Raw genomic sequence first — 20,860 nt, 5'->3', positions numbered from 1 at the left:
TACTAAAAGTAAAGGTCGGGTGATTTTTTTATCAAGACATAGTTAGCGTAACACGTTCGTGTTACGCGCGTTGCACGAACGTGTAACGCCAATTAAGACAAAGCGTAATATATCATAAAACAAGCCAGCCAATTCATAATGCACTGACTATGAATTGGCTGGCTAATTTTATTTGAAATTTCAGCTTATTTTACCGGAGTATTCTCTAAAGTAGCTATAAGGAAATCATAGAATTTCTTTACTGAAGGGATATGGCAACGTTCTTCCGGAGTGTGAGGACACTGCAGTGTAGGCCCAAATGAAATCATATCCAAACCTGGCATTACAGCACCGATGATACCGCATTCCAGTCCGGCATGTATAACCTTCACTTCCGGTTCCTCTCCAAATTGTGCCTTATATGAAGCCTTCATCGCATGAAGGATTGGAGAATTGACATTAGGTTCCCAACCTGAATAACCTCCTGAACGGACTACATGCATACCTGCCATTGAGAAACAGCTTTCAATAGCCGTATTACGATAGTCCTTCATCGATTCACGTGAACTACGTGTCAGAACTTTTACAGCAGCTTTACCTCCACCAATTTCTACAATAGCAAGATTTGATGAAGTTTCAACTGTATCAGGTATAGTAGGGATAAAACGTTCCACACCATTAGGGCAAGCAAATATAGCATCAACAAGATTATCTCTGATTTCATCAGGAACCATGAACTTAGGAAGTTCCACACGTTCAGCTGTGAAAGTGATGCCATCCTCGATAGTAGCATACTCATCACGCCATACCTGCTCACATTCGCCAACGAATGCCAATACGTCTTCAACCTCTGTTTCCGGAACAGTTATAACTACTTCACATTCGCGAGGAATTGCGTTACGCATGTTTCCGCCTTCCCATGACACCAGGCATGCCTCATCGTATGTGATAACCTGATTGAGGAAACGCGCCATCAGTTTGTTGGCATTTGCATGTCCCCATCCGATCTGGATACCTGAGTGTCCGCCGCGCAAACCTTTCAGTGTAACCTTAAGTGCTACATCTTCAGGATCAGTTTCCTCTTCTTTATATTCCAATGTAGCAGTAAGGTCTTCGCCACCTGCACAGCCTATGTAAAGTTCTCCTTCGTCTTCAGAATCAAGATTGAGCAGAATATCTCCTTCTATAGTGCCCGGTTTAAGTCCGAAAGCTCCATACATACCTGTTTCCTCGTCTGATGTGATAAGAGCTACCAATGGACCATGTTTCAGAGTCTTATCCTCCATAATAGCCATTATGGCTGCTACACCCATACCGTTATCAGAGCCCAACGTTGTACCTTTGGCCTTAACCCATTCGCCGTCAATATATGTCTGAATAGGGTCTTTTTCAAAATCGTGGTTTGTCTCTTTATTCTTTTGTGGCACCATATCCATGTGTGCCTGAAGAATTACTGTCTTAAGATTTTCCATTCCAGGAGTGGCAGGCTTACGATAGATAATATTTCCAGCCTCATCCTGAAATGTTTCAACACCTGCATTCTTGCCAAAATCAAGCAAGAAAGCCTGAATTTTTTCCAGATGTCCTGATGGGTGTGGAATCTGAGTTATAGAATGAAAATGTTTCCACACATTCTGTGGAGCTAAAGAAAGAATTTCGCTCATAGAGTTAGTTTTTTGATTATGAGTTTTTTGTTTTATATTGTTTGTTGGTAAGCGGCAAAGCCACTAATCCATATATTCCTAACAAAATTAGTAAAAAAGTTTGGATTCCATGCACTAATAATGCAAATATTCCTGCATCGTCCTTACTTATGCCATACATCATCATCATTGTTATTATAGCAAAATGCCATGGACCGGCTCCGTTCGGAGTAGGAACAATAACCGCAATGCTACCTACAACAAACATTACAAGACCTGCCATAAGCCCTAAATCGGACGAAAAATCAAAGCTGAAAAATGTGACATAAAACTGAAGAAAATAGCATAACCATATCCCCAAAGTATAAAAAATAAACAATGACATATTTTCGACATGTCTGAGGGACATACAGCCCATCCATATATCATTCAGAATACCTTTGACCCTTACAAAAATGGACAACTTGCTGAACATGAAAAACGCAAGGACAACAAGCGCTATGATACATATAATAGTGATATAAAAATTAGTCGACGTGAAAAGATGAAAAACAAAAGACGAGTCAGTGCCTGTTTCCTTTATAAATCTGGCAAACACCCCGGACTGCAAAAGTAAAGTGAAACCTGTTATAGCCACCACACACAAAGAATCAATGATACGTTCCGTAACTACTGTACCAAGAGATTTTGAAAACGAAACCCCATCATATTTTGCAAGTATTCCACAGCGTGACACCTCACCTACACGAGGAATGACGAGATTTGCCGCATACGAGACAAAAATGGCATATACACTATTCGACAATTTGGGATGTTCGCCAAGCGGTGCCAAAGACAAGTTCCACCGCCATCCACGGAACAAATGTCCAAGGACTCCGAAAACCAGTGAAAAAAGCATCCACCAGTAATTTACACCACCGGAAAGGACAGAATATACCCGCTCGAAATCAAATCCTTTATATGTCCATACAAGGATTGCTGCCCCAAGAATGAGAGGCAAAACAATCTTCCATATTTTATTTAATAGTTTTTTTGACTCACTTCGTTCCAAAATCTGAATTTATTTAGATATTATTATGTAACTTTGCACAATGCAAATATACAATGCTTAACTGAATATACACCATATAATCATAAAGAAATATTTTAATACGGAATGAAATTAGTTAAACCAAAGAAATTTCTAGGACAGCACTTTCTGAAAGATTTACAAGTTGCTAAAGATATAGCGGACACAATTGACACGTGTCCTGATATTCCTGTATTGGAAGTAGGTCCGGGAATGGGCGTGCTCACACAGTTCCTGATTCCTAAAAACAGGCCCTTGAAAGTAGTGGAACTGGACTTCGAATCAGTAGCTTTCCTAAAAGAAAACTTTGGAGAGTTGGGCGAAAACATAATAGAAAAAGATTTCCTGAAAATGGATCTTTCAACATTGTTCGACGGAAAGCCTTTCGTACTGACCGGCAACTATCCGTATAACATTTCAAGCCAGATATTCTTCAAAATGCTTGACAATAAGGAAATAATTCCTTGCTGTACTGGTATGATACAGAAAGAAGTGGCCGAGCGTATAGCTGCTAAACCGGGAAACAAGACATACGGAATACTCAGCGTAATGATTCAGGCATGGTATGATGTAGAATATCTTTTCACTGTACACGAACATGTGTTCAACCCTCCTCCTAAAGTGAAAAGCGCGGTAATAAGAATGACCCGAAACGACACAAAGGAGTTGGGATGCGACGAAAAACTTTTCAAGCAAATAGTTAAAACCACGTTCAATCAAAGAAGAAAGACTCTGAGGAATTCCATATCACCTATACTTGACAAGGGAAATCCTTTGAGCGCTGATCCAATTTTCAACAAAAGGCCTGAACAGCTTTCTGTTGAAGAATTCATAGACTTGACTAACAGAGTAGAAAAAGCCTTGGCTGAAAATGCGCTTATAAGCACAACCGAGTAAGAAAACTTTTATTCACCAAACCATTAAAAGTTAAAACAGGATGAACAGCGAAGAAATCAAAAAAATCACGGAACTAATAGAGAACAAGGAGCCAGACAAGGTAAAAGAGCTTCTTAATGATTTACATCCTGCCGATATAGCAGAACTCTGCAATGAGTTGAACGCAGAGAATGCAAGATTTGTCTATCTTCTGCTTGACAATGAAACCGCAGCAGACGTTCTCGTTGAAATGGACGAGGATGCACGTAAGGAATTTCTTGACATACTGCCATCGGAAACAATCGCTAAACGTTTTGTAGATTACATGGACTCGGACGATGCCGTAGACATTATCCGAGAAATGGACGAAGACAAGCAGGAAGAAGTCCTTTCACACATCGAAGACATTGAACAGGCCGGAGACATCGTAGACCTTCTGAAGTATGATGAAGATACAGCCGGTGGTCTCATGGGTACGGAAATGGTGATAGTGAAAGAGAACTGGAGTATGCCCGAGTGTCTTCGTGAAATGCGTATTCAGGCAGAAGAAATGGACGAAATCTACTATGTATATGTAGTGGATGACGACGAACGTCTCAGAGGTGTCTTCCCACTAAAGAAGATGATAACCAGCCCATCAGTATCGAAGGTGAAGCATGTAATGAAAAAAGATCCCGTATCAGTACACGTAGATACACCGGTGGAGGAAGTTGTACAAATCATTGAAAAATACGACCTTGTAGCCGTGCCAGTAGTAGACAGCATAGGACGCCTTGTAGGACGAATAACCGTAGACGACGTAATGGACGAAGTACGTGAGCAGGCTGAACGTGATTATCAGTTGGCATCAGGTCTCTCGCAAGACGTTGAATCAGATGATAATGTATTCAGACAAACCACAGCACGACTGCCGTGGCTGCTCATAGGTATGCTGGGAGGTATCGGCAACTCTATGATTTTGGGTAATTTCGACACCACATTTGCAGCTCATCCGGAAATGGCTTTGTATATCCCGTTGATTGGTGGTACCGGAGGAAACGTAGGTACACAGTCTTCAGCCCTTGTAGTACAGGGATTGGCCAACAGTTCACTGGATTCGGCAAACACATTCAAACAAGTTGGTAAAGAAGCTGTTGTAGCGCTGATTAACGCTTCGATTATATCATTATTAGTATATATATATAATTTTGTCAGATTCGGCGCAAGCGCAACAGTAAGCTATTCCGTATCAATAAGTCTGTTTGCAGTAGTTATGTTTGCTTCCATATTCGGGACACTGGTTCCCATGACATTGGAAAAGCTTAAAATAGACCCGGCAATAGCTACAGGACCGTTTATTTCCATTACTAACGATATTATAGGTATGATGCTATATATGGGAATTACAGTTCTACTGTCGTAGAATGATTTACTAATATCCGTTCCTACAGTTAAAAGGTTATTTTGACTATCCAAAGTAAAATAACACAAATAAAATTATGTTTTTTAAATATTATTTCTTTAATTTGTATTTATAACATTTTAAAAAGAAATTTTCTTAAATATCTATATACGCATGGAAGTAAATGAAACAAACCGTCCGCTAACCGAAGAACAGACTAATACAGCTGAGACTTTGGTTCCTACTGTTGAACAACCAACAGAAAACGTTAAGTATGAACCTAAAGAAACAAAAGAAGAGGTAATACAACGTTTAAAAGAAATAAATGAAAATGCTTGCGAAGCAGACAAACAGGAAATAGACTTGCTGAAACAAACATTCTACAAATTGCATAAGTCAGAGCAAGAAGCCAACCGCAAGACTTTCATCGAAGCCGGCGGAGATGCCAATTCATTTATTCCTCAATCAGATCCGTTAGAACCTGAACTCAAATCCATATTGTCGGAAATAAAGGAAAAAAGGAATTCCATGATTGCAGCTATAGAAAAAGAGAAAGAAGAGAATCTTCAGAAAAAGCTTGATATCCTTGAAAAAATGAAAAGTATCACAGAATCATCAGAGGATGCCGGCAAGAACTATAGCGAATTCAAAAACCTTCAGCAGGAATGGAACGAAATAAAACTTATTCCAGCAAATAAAGTCAATGAAATCTGGAAAACATATCAGCTCTACAACGAGAAATTCTATGACATGCTCAAACTAAACAATGAGTTTAGAGAATACGATTTCAAAAAGAACCTTGAGCTCAAGACCCGCATTTGCGAAGCCGCTGAAAAACTGGCTGACGAGCCTGACGTAATTTCTGCATTTCATCAGTTACAGAAACTGCATCAGGAATTCCGCGAAATTGGTCCTGTAGCAAAAGAAATGCGTGAAAGCATCTGGAACAGATTCAAAGCAGCCTCTACAGCTGTAAACAGACGCCACCAGAAGCATTTCGAAGATCTGAAGGAACAAGAACAGAACAACCTTGACCAGAAGACTGTCATTTGCGAAATAGCAGAATCTATGGAGTACGACAAGTTTACGACATTTACAGACTGGGAAGACAAGACACAAGAAATACTTGCACTGCAGGCTAAATGGAAAACCATTGGCTATGCTCCTCAAAAGATGAACCTGAAAATATTTGAAAGATTCCGCGCGGCATGCGACGATTTTTTCAAACGCAAAGCTGAATTCTTCAAGTCAGCCAAGGAAAACATGGCTTTGAATCTGGAGAAGAAAAAAGAACTTTGTGAAAAGGCTGAAGCTCTTAAAGACAGCACAGCATGGAAAGAGACTGCAGAGGTACTTGCCAAATTACAGAAAGAATGGAAGACAATCGGTCCTGTACCTAAGAAATACTCTGATGCCGTATGGAAGAGATTTATCGGTGCTTGTGATTATTTCTTTGAACAAAAATCAAAAGCAACATCGTCACAGCGTTCAGAAGAGCTTGAAAACCTCAACAAGAAAGAGGCTATCATTAAACAAGTAGCAGAACTTGAAAAATCTGAAGTTTATGATGAAACTATTGGAGAAAAACTAAAATCCATAATAGCAGAATGGAACAGTATCGGCTTTGTTCCTTTCAAAGAAAAAGACAGATTATACAAGGAGTTTCGCAATCTTGTAAACAGCATTTTCGACAAGGCCAACATATCCGCAACAGAAAAGAAACTGAACAGCTATAAATCGGGATTAAGCAAAGAAAACAACCTTTATAAAGAAAGAGAAAAACTGGTAAGAATTTACGAAAGAATCAAGAATGAGATAAAGACTTACGAAAACAATCTTGGTTTCCTGAATTCATCATCAAAGAAAGGAAACTCCCTGGTGAATGATATTGCCAGAAAGATAGAAAAGCTTAAAAACGATTTAAATCTGACATTGAAGAAAATCGAAGCAATTGATGAAACAATGAATAATTGATATATAAAAATAGCGAGTAGGAATACTCGCTATTTTTGTTATGGTCATAATACAAAAAAAGAGCAACCGAAGCTGCTCCTTTAAGTTGGGTTACTAGGATTCGAACCTAGAAAAACAGGACCAGAATCTGTTGTGTTACCATTACACCATAGCCCAAAATCATTTATATTTGTCAACCTTTTTTGTTTGACGCTGCAAAGGTACAACTTTTTTATTATCTACAAACGTTTTCATCCTTTTTTTTCAAAAAAAATCATCTTTTTTCATTTTTCTCCTCTTTAAAGAATGATTAAAAGCGTAATTCACTCTAAAAAATCCAAAAACAAGAAGAAAACTTCATCTATATTTCGTGGAATACGGAAAAGCAAGTATATTTGCCATATATTATGTATTAAACAAAATATTTATATATTAGAATAATGAACGAAACAAAAGAATTACTTGATAGAATAAAAGAAGGAATACAAGAGAAAAAAGGCAAAAACATCGTTATAGCCGATCTTACAGATATCGAAGATACAATATGCAATTATTTTATAATATGTAATGGTAACTCACCAAGCCAGGTAATGGCAATCACAGAATCCATAAAAGATTATGTAAGAGAAACAACCGGAGTAAAACCATCAGCAATTGACGGAACAAAAAATGCACAATGGATAGCAATGGATTATAATGATATTATCGCTCACATATTTTTACCGGAACAAAGAGACTTCTACAATTTAGAACATTTATGGGCTGATGCCAAACTGACAAGAATTCCAGATTTAGATTAAACAATTACAACTAACTAAAGAATAGGTAAATTTACATGAACAACAATCAAAATAAACCAAAAATCAATATGCCAAGACCAAACTTAAGCTGGCTATATATAATAATTGCTATGACTATGGCCTTTTTATATATCACCAGTGATGAAGGAAGTATGAGTAAGGAAATTACTTATACCGAATTCAAAGATATGGTTAAAAAAGGATATGCAGACAAAATCATTGCATACGACAATAACTCCGTAGAAATGTACATAAAGCCTGAAAACATAGTTGATGTTTTCAAGAAAGATGCACCTAAAGTTGGAAAAAGTCCATCTGTAAAGATACAAGTAGGTTCTATGGAGTCATTAGACAAGTTCTTGGATGAAGAACAAAAAAATGGAAACTTTACAGGTTCTATAAGATATGAAAAAGAGAACGAATATTTCGGAGTTATATTCTGGAATCTGTTGCCAATAATTTTTTTCATAGGATTATGGATTTTCATAATGCGAAGAATGGGAGGAGCCGGTAACGGCGGTGGAGCCGGTAACGTATTCAATGTTGGCAAAAGCAAGGCACAGTTATTCGAAAAAGGAGCAAACAGAGTAACATTCAAGGATGTTGCAGGTCAGACTGCTGCAAAACAAGAGGTTCAGGAAATTGTAGAATTCCTGAAACAGCCACAAAAATACACAGAATTGGGAGGTAAGATACCTAAAGGAGCACTGCTTGTAGGCCCTCCGGGAACAGGTAAAACACTTTTGGCAAAGGCTGTTGCAGGTGAGGCTGATGTACCGTTCTTCTCAATGTCAGGTTCCGATTTCGTCGAAATGTTTGTCGGTGTAGGAGCATCAAGAGTACGCGACCTGTTCAGACAGGCTAAGGAAAAAGCGCCATGTATTATATTTATAGATGAAATAGACGCTGTAGGACGTGCCAGAGGAAAGAATCCAAGTATGGGAGGTAATGATGAAAGAGAAAACACTCTTAACCAGCTTCTTACAGAAATGGATGGTTTCGGCACAAACAGTGGTGTTATCATTCTTGCAGCTACAAACCGTGCCGACATATTGGATAAGGCATTGCTTAGAGCCGGTCGTTTCGACAGACAGATACATGTGGATCTGCCTGACCTGAACGAAAGAAAAGAAGTATTTGGAGTGCATATACGTCCTCTTAAACTTGATGAGACAGTAGATATAGATTTATTGGCACGACAGACCCCTGGATTTAGTGGAGCCGATATTGCCAATGTATGTAACGAGGCTGCTCTTATTGCCGCAAGACACAACAAACCTTCTGTGAGCAAAGATGATTTCATGGCTGCAATAGACAGAATTGTCGGAGGTCTTGAGAAAAAGACAAAGGTCATGACTGCTGCTGAAAAGAGGTCAATAGCACTGCACGAAGCAGGTCATGCCACAATATCATGGTTCCTTGAATATGCAAACCCACTTATAAAAGTAACTATAGTACCTCGTGGAAGAGCATTGGGTGCAGCATGGTATCTGCCGGAAGAAAGACAGATTACCACAAAAGAACAGATGCTTGATGAAATGTGTGCGACACTAGGCGGACGTGCTGCAGAAGAATTGTTTATAAAACAGATTTCTACTGGTGCAATGAACGATTTGGAAAGAGTAACCAAACAGGCATACGGAATGATTGCTTACGCCGGTATGAGTGATAAACTTCCAAATCTATGTTATTACAACAATGATGAATACAGTTTCAACAAGCCTTATAGCGAACATACAGCAGAGCTTATTGATAATGAAGTAAAGCTGATGATTGCAGAGCAGTATCAACGCGCAAAAGATATTCTTACACAGCATAAAGAAGGTCATAACCGTCTAGCTGAGCTTCTTATAGAAAAAGAAGTTATTTTCGCCGAAGATGTTGAAGCAATATTCGGAAAACGTCCATGGGCGTCACGTTCAGAAGAGATAATGGCAGAAAATGAAAAGAATGATACAAAAAGTATCGAAGATAAAAGTAATGACGAAACAAAAGGGCTGCCATCAAATAATGAGAGTGATACTCAAAAGGATGAATAACCTTTATATAAATAGTATAATATATTCAGTTGATTAATATTTTAAGGCAATAATAATATTCCCAAAGCCATGAAAGGTAATTTTATAACAAGAGCATTAACAGGTGCTGTCTTCGTAGCTGTATTAGTAGGATGTATATTAGGAGGTCCAATCACTTTTTCCATCCTATTTGCTTTAATATGCGCCTTAACCGTAAATGAGTTTGGGAATATTATACAAAAAAACGGATTTGCGGAAATAAACAAACCTATTTCCATGCTTGCATCAGTATTTATGTTTTTTGGATTTGCTTATCTGGGAACATCACCTGGAAGCAACGAAATCCTCATTCCATACCTGTTTCTGATAATGTATATTTTAATAAGCGAACTATACTATAAGAAAGAAAATCCGGTAAACAATATTGCATACTCGCTAATGACGCAAATGTATATTGCCTTGCCGTTCGCTTTATTGAATGTATTGGCTTTCCAGACATCAGAAGAGACTAGCATGTCTGTCTATAATCCGATACTTCCTCTATCTATATTCATTTTTACATGGGTTAATGACAGCGGAGCATACTGCACAGGTGTACTTTTCGGAAAACATAGACTGTTTGAACGCATATCTCCAAAAAAATCATGGGAAGGATCATTTGGTGGAGGAATTTTCAGTATTATTGCCGCTATCATAATTGCTCAATATTTCCCCATACTGTCATTGGCAAAGTGGATAGGACTGGCATTGACAGTTGTGGTTTTCGGAACATGGGGCGACCTTGTAGAATCATTGATTAAGCGAAGAATCGGCATTAAGGACTCGGGAAACATACTTCCTGGACATGGCGGTTTGCTAGACCGTTTTGACAGTACACTAATGGCTGTACCTGCAGCTGTTTTATATCTCTACATAATATCATTATTATAACATGATAATTAATCAACAATCATTAATTAGCTGTAACGGTTGATTAATGATTTTTTTATAACATATAAAATCAATTTCCAATGAACATATTCGGAAAAGTATTATCAGGTTCGCTTATTCTAATTTATGCTGCATCCGTTACGGCATGCGGCAGCAGCAAGAAAAGCGATTCAACCATAAGCAAGGAAGAAACAGCATCCAATGTTCAAGTACCTGCTTTTAATGCCGACAGTGCATACAGCTATGTTAAGGCCCAAGTAGACTTCGGACCACGTGTTCCAAATACTAAAGCTCACTTAGAATGTGGAGAATATCTGGCATCAGAACTCAAACGTTTCGGCGCAAAGGTATACAACCAATATGCTGATCTGGTAGCATACGACGGTACATTGCTCAAAGCACGCAATATAATAGGCGAATATAATCCTGAAGCAAAGAAAAGAGTCATACTTTTTGCTCATTGGGACTGCCGTCCATACGCAGACAGTGACGAAGAAAAATATCATCATACAGCCATAGACGGGGCAAACGACGGTGCCAGCGGTGTAGGAGTATTACTTGAAATCGCCAGACAAATTCAAAAACAGTCTCCCGCAATAGGTATTGACATAGCTTTCTTTGACGCAGAAGACTATGGTATACCTGAATTCTATCAAGGTAACTATAAGGCAGATACATGGTGTCTTGGTTCCCAGTATTGGGGCAGGATTCCTCACGTTCCAAACTACAAAGCCCGCTATGGAATACTTCTGGATATGGTAGGAGGAAAAAATGCTACTTTCTATTATGAAGGATATTCACAGCGTACAGCCAACAGTGTAATGAAGAAAATCTGGAATGCCGCACACGAACTTGGCTACGGAAATACATTTATAAAAGAAAAAGGTGGAGAAATAACAGACGACCATATCTATGTAAACCGATACAGGCAGATACCTTGTGTGGACATTATTCATTATGACACAAGTACCAATACAGGATTCAATCCTACATGGCATACCATAGGTGATACAATGGAGAATATAGACCGCTCCACCCTACAGGCTGTAGGCCAGACAGTTCTCCAGGTAATTTACAATGAGAAATAACATAAAAACAAGATAACGATGAAAACAATAAACGAACTTCAGGACGAAGTAATAGAAGAGTTTAGCGATTTCGATGATTGGATGGACAAGTACCAGCTATTAATAGATTTGGGAAACGAACAGGAACCGCTCAATCCGGAATACAAGACAGACCAGAACCTTATCGACGGTTGCCAAAGCCGTGTATGGCTTCAGGCTGATATGGAAAACGGAAAGATAATATTCCAGGCAGAAAGTGACGCCTTGATTGTAAAAGGAATCATAGCTCTCCTCATAAAGGTCGTATCAGGTCACACCCCTGACGAGATTCTTGAATCTGATTTGTACTTCATTGAGAAAATTGGATTGAAAGAACATCTTTCTCCAACAAGGAGCAACGGACTTCTTGCTATGGTGAAACAGATGCGTATGTACGCACTGGCTTTCAAGGCTAAGAATGCTTGAAAATAATGGGATATAAACAAAATAGAAATCTTTAATAAAAAGAGAGTATTAATAACAATAGTTCATAAAACAGCCGCCGCATTATCCGGAATTTCCGGTAATACGGCGGCTGTAGTTTTTATATTATCTCTTAAAGATTCAGATAACTTTTGGCATTGCAATAGCAGATATCTTCTATCATACCTTTTATTCTTCCCATTTCGGATTCAGGAAGTATTCCGTTCACAACGTCATTACCAATCATATTACACAAGATCCTGCGGAAATATTCATGACGAGGATATGAAAGGAACGAACGAGAGTCTGTAAGCATACCTACAAAACGGCTCAACAGTCCCTGCTCGGACAAGGCATTCATCTGGCGGAGCATTCCTCCCATTTGGTCGTTGAACCACCAGCCTGAACCAAACTGCATTTTTCCAGGTACACTACCATCCTGATAGTTAGCTATCATCGCCGCCACCATATCATTCTCAGCAGGATTAATATTATATATAATTGTCTTTGCCAACTTACCTTCTGAGTTCAGACGGTCGAAAATCTTAACCATAGCCTCAGCACATCTGAAATCACCGATAGTATCAAACCCTGTATCAGGACCAAGCTTGGCCATCATTCTTGAATTGGTGTTACGCAACGGTCCGTAATGATACTGCTGCGTCCATCCTGCCTCAGCATTCATCTCCGAGAGGATAATCAAAAGAGCTGTCTGATATTTTGTTTTTTCCTCCTTAGTCAGCTCGTTACCTCCATATACTTTGTCGAATATTGCCGATATTTCTGCCATAGTATAATCAGCCGCAGGTATATCCGCAAGACCGTGGTCAGCAAGTTTACATCCGTGGTCAGCAAAATACTGATGACGTATTTTCAACGCCTCAATCAAATCATCAAATCTGGAAATTGTCACACCGCTAGCCTGTGAAAGTTTTTCCAAATATGCTCTGTATTCAGAAGCCGTAGTAACATTCATAGCCTTATCCGGTCTCCAGGCAGGCAAAACCTTAACTTCAAAACCTGAATCAGCAATAGACTTATGATACTCCAGTGTGTCAATCGGATCGTCGGTTGTACATACCGACTCTACATTATATCTCCTCATCAATCCGCGAGCCGAATATTCAGGTGTGGCAAGTAGTTCGTTACATCTCTCGTAAATTCTTCTTGCCGAAGCAGGATTGAGAGTCTCGCCTATTCCGAAAGCTGTCTTCAGTTCCAGATGAGTCCAGTGGTAAAGCGGATTGCGCAATGTATATGGAACTGTTTCAGCCCATTTCTCGAATTTCTCCCAGTCGGAAGTTTCCTTACCGGTTATGTACTTTTCGTCTACACCATTCGCACGCATTGCACGCCATTTATAATGGTCGCCACCAAGCCATATCTCTGTAATGGAACTGAACTTATAATCATCTGCAATCATCTTCGGATTGAGATGACAGTGATAGTCTATGATAGGCATCTTTTCCGCATGTTCATGATAAAGCATCTTCGCCACATCACTCTGCAGAAGAAAATCCTCATTTATAAAATCTTTCATATTTACTTCAATAAATCTATAACTTTATATGCATATCTCTTTCCTAAAAGCAACTGTCCTCCGGTATCAAAATGAGGATCAAACTCATCCTTATAAGGCTTTATTCCTTCAGAAGTGACAAAGCCTGAATTCGGAATAAAATCCGGGACAGTAGTTATCATTTCATTAAAAGCCTTTGTCCCTTCCGGACGTTTGGTCCAACCATCCCATCTGGATATCTGACCTACCACTACTGGCAAATTTTCCATTCCCAAATCTGTTCTTAAATCTGTGATAAGTTTCTGTAGCTTAGCCATATACTTATCTGAAGAAGCACAGTCCGTCTCGCCCTGATGCCATAAAATAGCTTTTACTACACCATACTTCATCGCTTCACGGATTCTTGAGAGAGTCTTTTCGTAATATCCGTCTTTACTGCCTTTAATCCAGGAATTGATAGACGAACCTCCGCGTGCATTGACCACCAGGCCTACATCACTTTTAGTCAGTCTTGAAATCGTTATACCGAATTCATAGGCAGGACTTAATCTTTGCATTGAGATGTCTTTACGAATATTTGAATATCGGTTTAACGGATTAACTGCTTTCTCAAAAACTCCATCAGAATTCAGTAGAAAAACATTATCCAAAGTGTCTGTAAGTTCAGGCGGCAGTACAGCACGACCAGCCATATTCGATTGTCCTATACAGACATATATATCCAGATTCTCCTGTTTATTATTACTTGCATTGAGAATCAATACATTCAATCCAAAACACAACAGGCAGAATTTTGCAAGATCAATTCTTTTAATAAAAGAGAACATTCAATTATACGTTTTTTATTACTATACTTCAATTATCTTATACTTCGGAACAAGTATCTTTATCATTATCCAGCTGAACAGATAAGCTACGGAAGCTATAAGGAATACTATCATATAACCGGCATGAATACCTTCAAATCCCATGAAAGCCATATTTGTTTCCTTTGAGTAAGTAAACAGGATACCGGAACCCTGATTGAACAGCAAGCTACCGATACCACCTGCCATACCACCGATACCTGTAACTGTTGCTACAGCCGATTTTGGGAACATATCGCTCACCACCGTATATGTGTTGGCACTCCAGCTCTGATGCGCAGCACCTATTATACCTATTATGATGATTGGGAACCAACATGATATATTTCCGAGCGGTTGAGCAAAAAGTCCCAGCAATGGGAACAGCGAGAAGATAAACATAGCGCGCATACGTCCTGCAAACGGATTCATGCCAAGGCGCGTGATAAATACCGTAGGCAGATAACCGCCAATGATAGAAAGCATTGAAATCAGATAGAGAGTAAAGATAAGCAGCATACCCATAGTAGAGTCTGAACTGTAGCCGTAAACGTCCTTCACGTATGCAGGTGCCCAGAAAAGGAAGAACCACCACACACCATCAGGAAGACAGCGTCCGAATATAACAGCCCAAGTCTGACGGAAAGTGAAACATTTCCAAAGACTGATACCTTTCTCCTTTTTCTCTTCTGATGCAGGACTGGAAGCCTCGGATGCTTCAGCCAGACGATCCTGCTCGATATATTCCAACTCAGCCTTGTTCACTTTCTTATGTTTAGACGGAGCATCATACATTTTCACCCAAAATCCCATCCAGAAGAAACCTAAAGCACCGATGATAAGGAATGACATTTCCCAACCCATATAACGTGCTATGACAGGAATAGTGAAAGGTGCAAGCAAGGCTCCAAGCTGAGCTCCGGCATTGAACACACTGGTTGCGAAAGCACGGTCTTTCTTAGGGAAATATTCTGCAGTCACCTTTATGGCGCACGGAAAGTTACCTGACTCTCCTACTGCCAAAATCGAACGTGCTGCAAGGAATAGCCATATACTTACAGTCGATACACTCCATATCACCGTACCTGCCTTTTCAGCAGCCTCTATAGCCTCACGCGCACCTTCGAAAGTGAAAGCCCAAGTGCCTGTAGATATTCCGGCAGTAAGAATTCCGCAGAAAGTGTGAAGACAGGCACCTACAGACCATATACCTATAGCCCACAAATAACCTTTCTTTGTTCCAATCTTATCAACAAATTTTCCAACGAAAAGCATACTGATAGAATACAGTATAGAGAAGAAACCTGCTATTGTTCCGTAATTTGCGTCAGTCCAGTTAAATTCCGGAGCAATGAAATCCTTCCATGTCAGAGAAAGAACCTGTCGGTCCATATAGTTTATCGTTGTGGCGATAAACAGCATCAGGCATATCGTCCAGCGATAATTTGTCATTTTCATTCTATTATCTTGTGAATTCATGGTATTATTAAATTAAGAATTAAAAATTAAGAATTAATAATGGGGTGGATACGACATTATTAATTCTTAATTTTTAATTAGTCATTATCTATTTTAAACTAATCCGTTTTTCAGTTCATCATCTACCACAGCCATCATACCTTCAACCTGTCCAAGGGCAAGCATACGTCCGTGGAATGAATATCCAGCATTGTAACCCTTGTCTTCGTCGCCAAGCATCATACGTCCATGGTCAACACGCATAGGCAATCCCGGATTTTCCTTTTCAAATATTCTGATAAGGTCAACCAGATGTCCGCGTCCGGTCAGATGAGTACTTTCGATGAAGTTACCGCCAGGCATAGCCGCTGTACTGCGCAAATGTACGAAGTGTGTACGTTTGGCAAATTTCTTTGCAAGTTCGCGTGTATCGTTATGCTCGCCTGCACTCAACGAACCTGCACAGAAAGTCAGTCCGTTGTGAGGATTGTCAACTGCATTAAGGAACCAGGCTATATCCTCTTCGTTTGTAACGATACGAGGCAATCCGAGAATCTGGAAAGGAGGATCGTCCGGATGTACACACATGTTAACACCATATTCCTCGCAAACAGGCATAATTGCAGCAAGGAAGTAACGCATGTTTTCACGCAATGCATCACGGTCTATACCTTCATAAAGTGAAAGCAGACGCTTGAATATAGCTACAGGGTTCTTATCTCCTTCGCGGATATTTCCGTTTACGAATCCCTGAGTCTTAACGATGATAGCGTCGATAAGCTCATCTTTTTCAGCTTCTGTGATAACCTTGTCAAGTTCTTCTACCTTGCGGAGCTCTTCTTCAGAATAATCTTTCTCAGCTCCTTCACGCTGAAGAATCTTTACGTCGAAATATGCGAAACGCACCCTGTCGTAGTACAATGAGCTTGTACCGTCCGCCCAAGGATGCTGCAAGTCAGTTCTCACCCAGTCGATTACCGGCATGAAATTGTAGCATACTGTCTTTACACCACATTTTCCAAGATTGGCAAGGCTGACTTTATAGTTTTCAATAAGCTGGTCGCGTTCAGGACCTGCATATTTTATAGCTTCGCATACAGGAAGACTTTCCACTACCGACCATCTCAATCCGTATGATTCGATATACGATTTCAAATCGTTGATAGCTTCAACAGTCCAAATCTCGCCGTTTGGAACATCATGCAAAGCTGTTACTATTCCTTCTACTCCTATCTGACGCAGCATGGAAAGAGTAATCTTATCCTTCTTTCCAAACCATCTCCAAGTTTTTTCCATCATAATCGTATGAATTTTAAAGATTTATACTCCACTGAATGCACTGAAGCCACCGTCGATAGCCAACGTAGCACCAGTAATAAAGCTGGCGGCATCACTGCAAAGGAACTGAACAGAGCCGTTAAGTTCAGAAATATCACCGAAACGTCTCATCGGAGTCTTTGCTATAACCTTCTGGCTGCGTTCTGTAAGCGAGCCGTCAGGATTAATAAGAACAGCACGGTTCTGGTTGCCGATAAAGAATCCCGGAGCAATAGCATTCACACGAATCTTATCACTGAACTTGATTGCCATTTCCTGTGCCAGCCAACGTGTGAAGTTTTCAACTGCACTCTTGGCCATTGAATATCCCGGTACACGTGTCAACGATTCGTATGCAGCCATTGAAGACACGTTTACAATAGCACCGCTCTGCTGTTTAGCCATGATTTCGCCGAATACCAGACATGGATAAACTGTTCCATAAAGGTTAAGGTCCACCACTTTATTAAGGTCTTCCACCTTCATGTCGAATATATTCTGGTCAACAGTCAACGTACCTCCAGGAATATTACCACCGGCAGCATTGATAAGGAAATCCACACGTCCCCATTTTGAAAGAACGGTATCTTTTACAGAACGAAGACTCTCGATGTCAAGCACATTACATACAGTACCTGCCACATCATCACTAACTGCTTTCAGACGTTCCAATGCAGCATCTACCCTGTCCTGATGAGCACCGATAATTATAACTTTAGCTCCGGCTTTCAATAGACCTTCAGCTATATTACTACCCAAAACACCGGAACCGCCGGTTACAACGGCTACCTTACCGGTAATGTCAAACATGTTATTCATATACGTATAAGTTTTAAATTCTTCTTAATGCAAAATTACTACAGAAAGAATTAAGTATATATACATATTTTTGCAAGATATTTACTTATATTTGCACCTAAAGCAAATCTCAATACATGCGATGAAAAAGATAGTAAACGAGCAATTACACATTTCGGATTCGAATCCCATAAAGGCTAGGGCATACGATTACAAGTCGTTCACTTATCCATGGCATTTCCATGGAGAATACGAAATTCTTTACGTAGAAAAAGGCTACGGACAGTGTATTATAGGTGACAATTTTATAGACTATTCGGACGAAACCGTACTTTTGTTCGGCTCTACACTTCCACACTGTATGCATAACCCGCCTGAATATGCACAAGACGATAATTTAAGGGTGAACGGCACGATTATACAGTTTGAGAAAGATTTCATGCAATACTCCTTTACACACTACATACAGTTTATCAATATCAACAATCTTCTTAACGAATCGAACAGAGGTGTGAAGATTTCCGTAAAGAACAAGCCTGAGATTTCATCATTACTTAAACAGATTCCCGAAGCAGAAGGTATGGAACAGATAATTCTTTTTCTCCAACTGCTGCAATCGCTGTCGATGATAAAAAAGAGGGAATTTGCCGCATCGCCAAACTATAATCCTGTACCTGCCGAATTCAAGAACAAGAAAATAGAAAAGGTTGTGGCATACATAAACAAGAAATATACCGATAACATAACTCTAGATGAAATAGCTTCATACACAGCCATGAATCCATCTGCTTTTTGCAGATACTTCAAGGACAACACGGGAAAGACACTGAAACAATACATCACCGACATGAGGATAGGATATGCCTGCAAACTTCTATCCGATGATCGTCTTAACATTTCAGAAATCAGTATGGAGTGCGGTTTCGAGTCGGCTGTCCATTTCAACAGATGTTTTAAAGGGGTTACAGGAGTTACTCCGACAGAATACAGAAGGAAGATATTGGAGTTATAATATTTTCCAGTCCTCTATTGTTCCCGTCTCGGAAGAAAACACGGCACCTATCTTATATAGTTTGCGGCTGTCCGATTCATATTCGCGTGCGTAGCCTTTTTCTTCTATCTGGCGCATAGCCTCATCTGCCGTACCGTCAAGCTTGAACTCAAAGATATATACATAATCCGGAGTTTCTACTATACAGTCCACACGACCTTGGTTCTGCACCTTTTCCGTATAAACTGTATAAACACTTATAAGGCGCATTATCAGATAGAAGGTATAGTGGAAATAACGTTCCCTCTCACGTTCGTTCTCCTTACGGCGCATGGTATAAGGAATACTTGCTAGAAAAGATGTCAAGCCGGTACGGAATCCTTCCGTGTCACCTTTCCGCAAAAAAACTGCTGCTTCCCTTATCCAAGGATATATCATATCACCATTATTAAAATACTTTGAGGCTATCAATGAAAGAAACCCTTCTTTTACCTCTTTGTTAGGATAATCCAGAAGGAACAAGCCAAAATCTATATCAAACTCCTTTATTGTGAGATATCCACTCTGATAAATCATCGGGAGAGGCTGTTCCACGTCAGCCTTGTAGTCGATGAATTCCTTCGGGGCATAATACTTTCCCGTGATGTCGTTCATGTTCTCATTAGAGTGGGACAGCAGACGGATAAGATATGAAGGTGTGCCGCTCTTGAACCAGTAGTCCGAAATTCTTTCCGCATCAAAAGCGTTAAGCAGGCTGAACGGATTGTATATGTCTGTCATGAGGTCACTGAAGTGATATCCGTCATACTGTGCTTTCAGCCGTTCACGCATCTCTTCGTATGAGCATCTGTAAACCTTGGCCATATTCTCTATAGGTTCCCTGAAGGTAGCGTCCAGCTCCTCTTGCGTTATACCGCAAAGGGCCTCATACTTGCCATGCATACTGATATCCTTAGGCTGATTGAAACCGCTGAACACGCTTACCTGCGAGAATTTTGTCACTCCCGTCAGGAACACAAACTGCAGATGTTCGTCAGCCCTCTTAAACACTGAATAGAAACCTTTCAGAATATTGCGGTGCTCCTCCTCAAGATTCCTGTCAACGTCCAGAACGTCCAATATCGGTTTGTCGTATTCATCTACAAGCACCACTGCGCGGTTTCCACTCTGCTCGTGGACATATTTCAGAATCTCAATGAAACGCATGCCCAACGGCTGTTCACTGTCTGTTTTAAAACCCGTCTCACGTTCCCACGAACTGATATATCCGCCTATCCATTTTTCCAATATGCCTTTTTGGGTAAAGTTTCCTCCGTTGAAATCCAAATGGAACACAGGATAAACCTTCCACTCCTTTTCCAGACCGTCTATTTTCAACCCCTTGAAAAGTTCTTTCCTTCCTAGAAAATAGTTCTTAAGTGTTGATAAAAGCAAGCTCTTTCCGAAACGGCGAGGACGGCTCAGAATGTATATCTTTCCTTCATGCGCCAGACTATAAACCATATCCGTCTTGTCTATATAGACATAACCGTCTTCGATTATCTGGTCGAAACTCTGCATTCCGATTGGGTATTTCATATTATTCAATTAAAAATTAATAATAAAAAATTAAGAGCTAAGGTAACTGGTTGATAGGTATCGGTTGTTGGTTATTGGTTCCTAACCAAGATTCTCATATACTTTTACAAAAATAAAGAAAATATCCGAAAGCCTGTATTTATCTTCCGTTATTTATTTCCACGTAAATTCCTTTA

The 20,860-nt window shown here is 39.8% G+C and carries 17 protein-coding genes and 1 tRNA gene; 9 read left to right on the top strand and 9 right to left on the bottom strand.

All coding sequences use genetic code 11. The features are described 5' to 3' along the window. Nucleotides 1–185: 185 nt before the first annotated feature. Together Q0486_RS11420 and Q0486_RS11415 are read right to left on the bottom strand one after the other, a co-directional pair. Nucleotides 186–1,643 carry an aminoacyl-histidine dipeptidase gene (locus tag Q0486_RS11420; RefSeq protein ID WP_299233312.1) on the bottom strand — a complete coding sequence of 486 codons (1,458 nt, stop codon included), beginning with the start codon at nucleotides 1,641–1,643 and terminating at the stop codon, nucleotides 186–188. Between the two features lie 16 nt (nucleotides 1,644–1,659). Then, nucleotides 1,660–2,673, bottom strand: coding sequence for a lysylphosphatidylglycerol synthase transmembrane domain-containing protein (locus Q0486_RS11415; RefSeq protein ID WP_299233311.1), 1,014 nt, complete (start codon nucleotides 2,671–2,673; stop codon nucleotides 1,660–1,662). Between the two features lie 105 nt (nucleotides 2,674–2,778). On the opposite strand from Q0486_RS11415, the gene rsmA reads away from it, so the two are divergent. The 3 genes from rsmA (at nucleotide 2,779) to Q0486_RS11400 (ending at nucleotide 6,922) form a co-directional block, all read left to right on the top strand. After that, nucleotides 2,779–3,588 (top strand): 16S rRNA (adenine(1518)-N(6)/adenine(1519)-N(6))-dimethyltransferase RsmA, encoded by an 810-nt coding sequence (gene rsmA / locus Q0486_RS11410; protein ID WP_299233309.1) that lies wholly within the window; start codon nucleotides 2,779–2,781, stop codon nucleotides 3,586–3,588. 40 nt (nucleotides 3,589–3,628) lie between these two features. Further along, nucleotides 3,629–4,969, top strand: a complete 1,341-nt coding sequence (mgtE, locus tag Q0486_RS11405) for a magnesium transporter (protein WP_235327161.1) — start codon at nucleotides 3,629–3,631, stop codon at nucleotides 4,967–4,969. A 153-nt stretch (nucleotides 4,970–5,122) separates the two neighbouring features. Then, complete coding sequence (locus Q0486_RS11400; protein ID WP_299233303.1) at nucleotides 5,123–6,922, top strand: DUF349 domain-containing protein; 1,800 nt, start codon at nucleotides 5,123–5,125, stop codon at nucleotides 6,920–6,922. An 85-nt stretch (nucleotides 6,923–7,007) separates the two neighbouring features. Here the strand turns inward: Q0486_RS11400 and Q0486_RS11395 are convergent. Next, nucleotides 7,008–7,078: transfer RNA gene (locus Q0486_RS11395), tRNA-Gln, on the bottom strand. Nucleotides 7,079–7,341: 263 nt separating this feature from the next. On the opposite strand from Q0486_RS11395, the gene rsfS reads away from it, so the two are divergent. From rsfS to Q0486_RS11370, 5 genes are all read left to right on the top strand, one after another. Beyond that, nucleotides 7,342–7,701 carry a ribosome silencing factor gene (gene rsfS, locus Q0486_RS11390; RefSeq protein ID WP_299233300.1) on the top strand — a complete coding sequence of 120 codons (360 nt, stop codon included), beginning with the start codon at nucleotides 7,342–7,344 and terminating at the stop codon, nucleotides 7,699–7,701. A gap of 68 nt (nucleotides 7,702–7,769) precedes the next feature. Further along, complete coding sequence (gene ftsH / locus Q0486_RS11385; protein WP_299233297.1) at nucleotides 7,770–9,740, top strand: ATP-dependent zinc metalloprotease FtsH; 1,971 nt, start codon at nucleotides 7,770–7,772, stop codon at nucleotides 9,738–9,740. Between the two features lie 69 nt (nucleotides 9,741–9,809). After that, nucleotides 9,810–10,649 (top strand): phosphatidate cytidylyltransferase, encoded by an 840-nt coding sequence (locus Q0486_RS11380; RefSeq protein ID WP_299233294.1) that lies wholly within the window; start codon nucleotides 9,810–9,812, stop codon nucleotides 10,647–10,649. A gap of 80 nt (nucleotides 10,650–10,729) precedes the next feature. Then, complete coding sequence (locus Q0486_RS11375) at nucleotides 10,730–11,737, top strand: M28 family peptidase (protein ID WP_299233291.1); 1,008 nt, start codon at nucleotides 10,730–10,732, stop codon at nucleotides 11,735–11,737. Nucleotides 11,738–11,755: 18 nt separating this feature from the next. Then, a complete protein-coding gene (locus Q0486_RS11370) occupies nucleotides 11,756–12,181 on the top strand; it encodes a SufE family protein (RefSeq protein ID WP_299233288.1) in 426 nt (141 codons plus the stop codon). A 130-nt stretch (nucleotides 12,182–12,311) separates the two neighbouring features. Here Q0486_RS11370 and uxaC read toward each other — a convergent pair whose 3' ends face one another. The 5 genes from uxaC to Q0486_RS11345 form a co-directional block, all read right to left on the bottom strand. Continuing rightward, on the bottom strand, nucleotides 12,312–13,718 hold the full coding sequence (uxaC, locus tag Q0486_RS11365; protein ID WP_299233284.1) for a glucuronate isomerase: 1,407 nt from the start codon (nucleotides 13,716–13,718) through the stop codon (nucleotides 12,312–12,314). A gap of 2 nt (nucleotides 13,719–13,720) precedes the next feature. Then, complete coding sequence (locus Q0486_RS11360) at nucleotides 13,721–14,524, bottom strand: sialate O-acetylesterase (protein ID WP_299233281.1); 804 nt, start codon at nucleotides 14,522–14,524, stop codon at nucleotides 13,721–13,723. A gap of 21 nt (nucleotides 14,525–14,545) precedes the next feature. Beyond that, on the bottom strand, nucleotides 14,546–16,021 hold the full coding sequence (locus Q0486_RS11355; protein WP_299233278.1) for an MFS transporter: 1,476 nt from the start codon (nucleotides 16,019–16,021) through the stop codon (nucleotides 14,546–14,548). A gap of 93 nt (nucleotides 16,022–16,114) precedes the next feature. Then, nucleotides 16,115–17,299 carry a mannonate dehydratase gene (gene uxuA, locus Q0486_RS11350; RefSeq protein WP_299233275.1) on the bottom strand — a complete coding sequence of 395 codons (1,185 nt, stop codon included), beginning with the start codon at nucleotides 17,297–17,299 and terminating at the stop codon, nucleotides 16,115–16,117. A gap of 21 nt (nucleotides 17,300–17,320) precedes the next feature. Beyond that, entirely contained in the window at nucleotides 17,321–18,136 is an 816-nt protein-coding gene (locus Q0486_RS11345) for an SDR family oxidoreductase (RefSeq protein WP_299233272.1), read from the bottom strand. Between the two features lie 121 nt (nucleotides 18,137–18,257). Here Q0486_RS11345 and Q0486_RS11340 point away from each other — a divergent pair, with 121 nt between their 5' ends. Further along, entirely contained in the window at nucleotides 18,258–19,127 is an 870-nt protein-coding gene (locus Q0486_RS11340) for an AraC family transcriptional regulator (protein WP_299233269.1), read from the top strand. Here the strand turns inward: Q0486_RS11340 and Q0486_RS11335 are convergent. After that, nucleotides 19,122–20,684, bottom strand: a complete 1,563-nt coding sequence (locus tag Q0486_RS11335) for an ATP-binding protein (protein WP_299233266.1) — start codon at nucleotides 20,682–20,684, stop codon at nucleotides 19,122–19,124. The two genes, Q0486_RS11340 and Q0486_RS11335, sit on opposite strands and share 6 nt — an antisense overlap. Between the last annotated feature and the right edge of the window lie 176 nt (nucleotides 20,685–20,860).

Source organism: uncultured Bacteroides sp. (assembly GCF_937912035.1).
GTDB lineage: Bacteria > Bacteroidota > Bacteroidia > Bacteroidales > Bacteroidaceae > Phocaeicola.
This window is presented reverse-complemented; position numbering and strand designations above follow the sequence as displayed.

What these genes read in the sequence shown, in the direction of transcription:
- Q0486_RS11400 (WP_299233303.1), top strand. Translation starts at nt 5,123, where the DNA reads ATGGAAGTAAATGAAACAAACCGTCCGCTAACCGAAGAACAGACTAAT.
- ftsH (WP_299233297.1), top strand. Translation starts at nt 7,770, where the DNA reads ATGCCAAGACCAAACTTAAGCTGGCTATATATAATAATTGCTATGACT.
- rsmA (WP_299233309.1), top strand. Translation starts at nt 2,779, where the DNA reads ATGAAATTAGTTAAACCAAAGAAATTTCTAGGACAGCACTTTCTGAAA.
- Q0486_RS11370 (WP_299233288.1), top strand. Translation starts at nt 11,756, where the DNA reads ATGAAAACAATAAACGAACTTCAGGACGAAGTAATAGAAGAGTTTAGC.
- Q0486_RS11355 (WP_299233278.1), bottom strand. Translation starts at nt 16,021, where the DNA reads ATGAATTCACAAGATAATAGAATGAAAATGACAAATTATCGCTGGACG.
- mgtE (WP_235327161.1), top strand. Translation starts at nt 3,629, where the DNA reads ATGAACAGCGAAGAAATCAAAAAAATCACGGAACTAATAGAGAACAAG.
- rsfS (WP_299233300.1), top strand. Translation starts at nt 7,342, where the DNA reads ATGAACGAAACAAAAGAATTACTTGATAGAATAAAAGAAGGAATACAA.
- Q0486_RS11340 (WP_299233269.1), top strand. Translation starts at nt 18,258, where the DNA reads ATGAAAAAGATAGTAAACGAGCAATTACACATTTCGGATTCGAATCCC.
- Q0486_RS11360 (WP_299233281.1), bottom strand. Translation starts at nt 14,524, where the DNA reads ATGTTCTCTTTTATTAAAAGAATTGATCTTGCAAAATTCTGCCTGTTG.
- Q0486_RS11375 (WP_299233291.1), top strand. Translation starts at nt 10,730, where the DNA reads ATGAACATATTCGGAAAAGTATTATCAGGTTCGCTTATTCTAATTTAT.
- uxaC (WP_299233284.1), bottom strand. Translation starts at nt 13,718, where the DNA reads ATGAAAGATTTTATAAATGAGGATTTTCTTCTGCAGAGTGATGTGGCG.
- Q0486_RS11420 (WP_299233312.1), bottom strand. Translation starts at nt 1,643, where the DNA reads ATGAGCGAAATTCTTTCTTTAGCTCCACAGAATGTGTGGAAACATTTT.
- Q0486_RS11335 (WP_299233266.1), bottom strand. Translation starts at nt 20,684, where the DNA reads ATGAAATACCCAATCGGAATGCAGAGTTTCGACCAGATAATCGAAGAC.
- Q0486_RS11380 (WP_299233294.1), top strand. Translation starts at nt 9,810, where the DNA reads ATGAAAGGTAATTTTATAACAAGAGCATTAACAGGTGCTGTCTTCGTA.
- Q0486_RS11345 (WP_299233272.1), bottom strand. Translation starts at nt 18,136, where the DNA reads ATGAATAACATGTTTGACATTACCGGTAAGGTAGCCGTTGTAACCGGC.
- uxuA (WP_299233275.1), bottom strand. Translation starts at nt 17,299, where the DNA reads ATGATGGAAAAAACTTGGAGATGGTTTGGAAAGAAGGATAAGATTACT.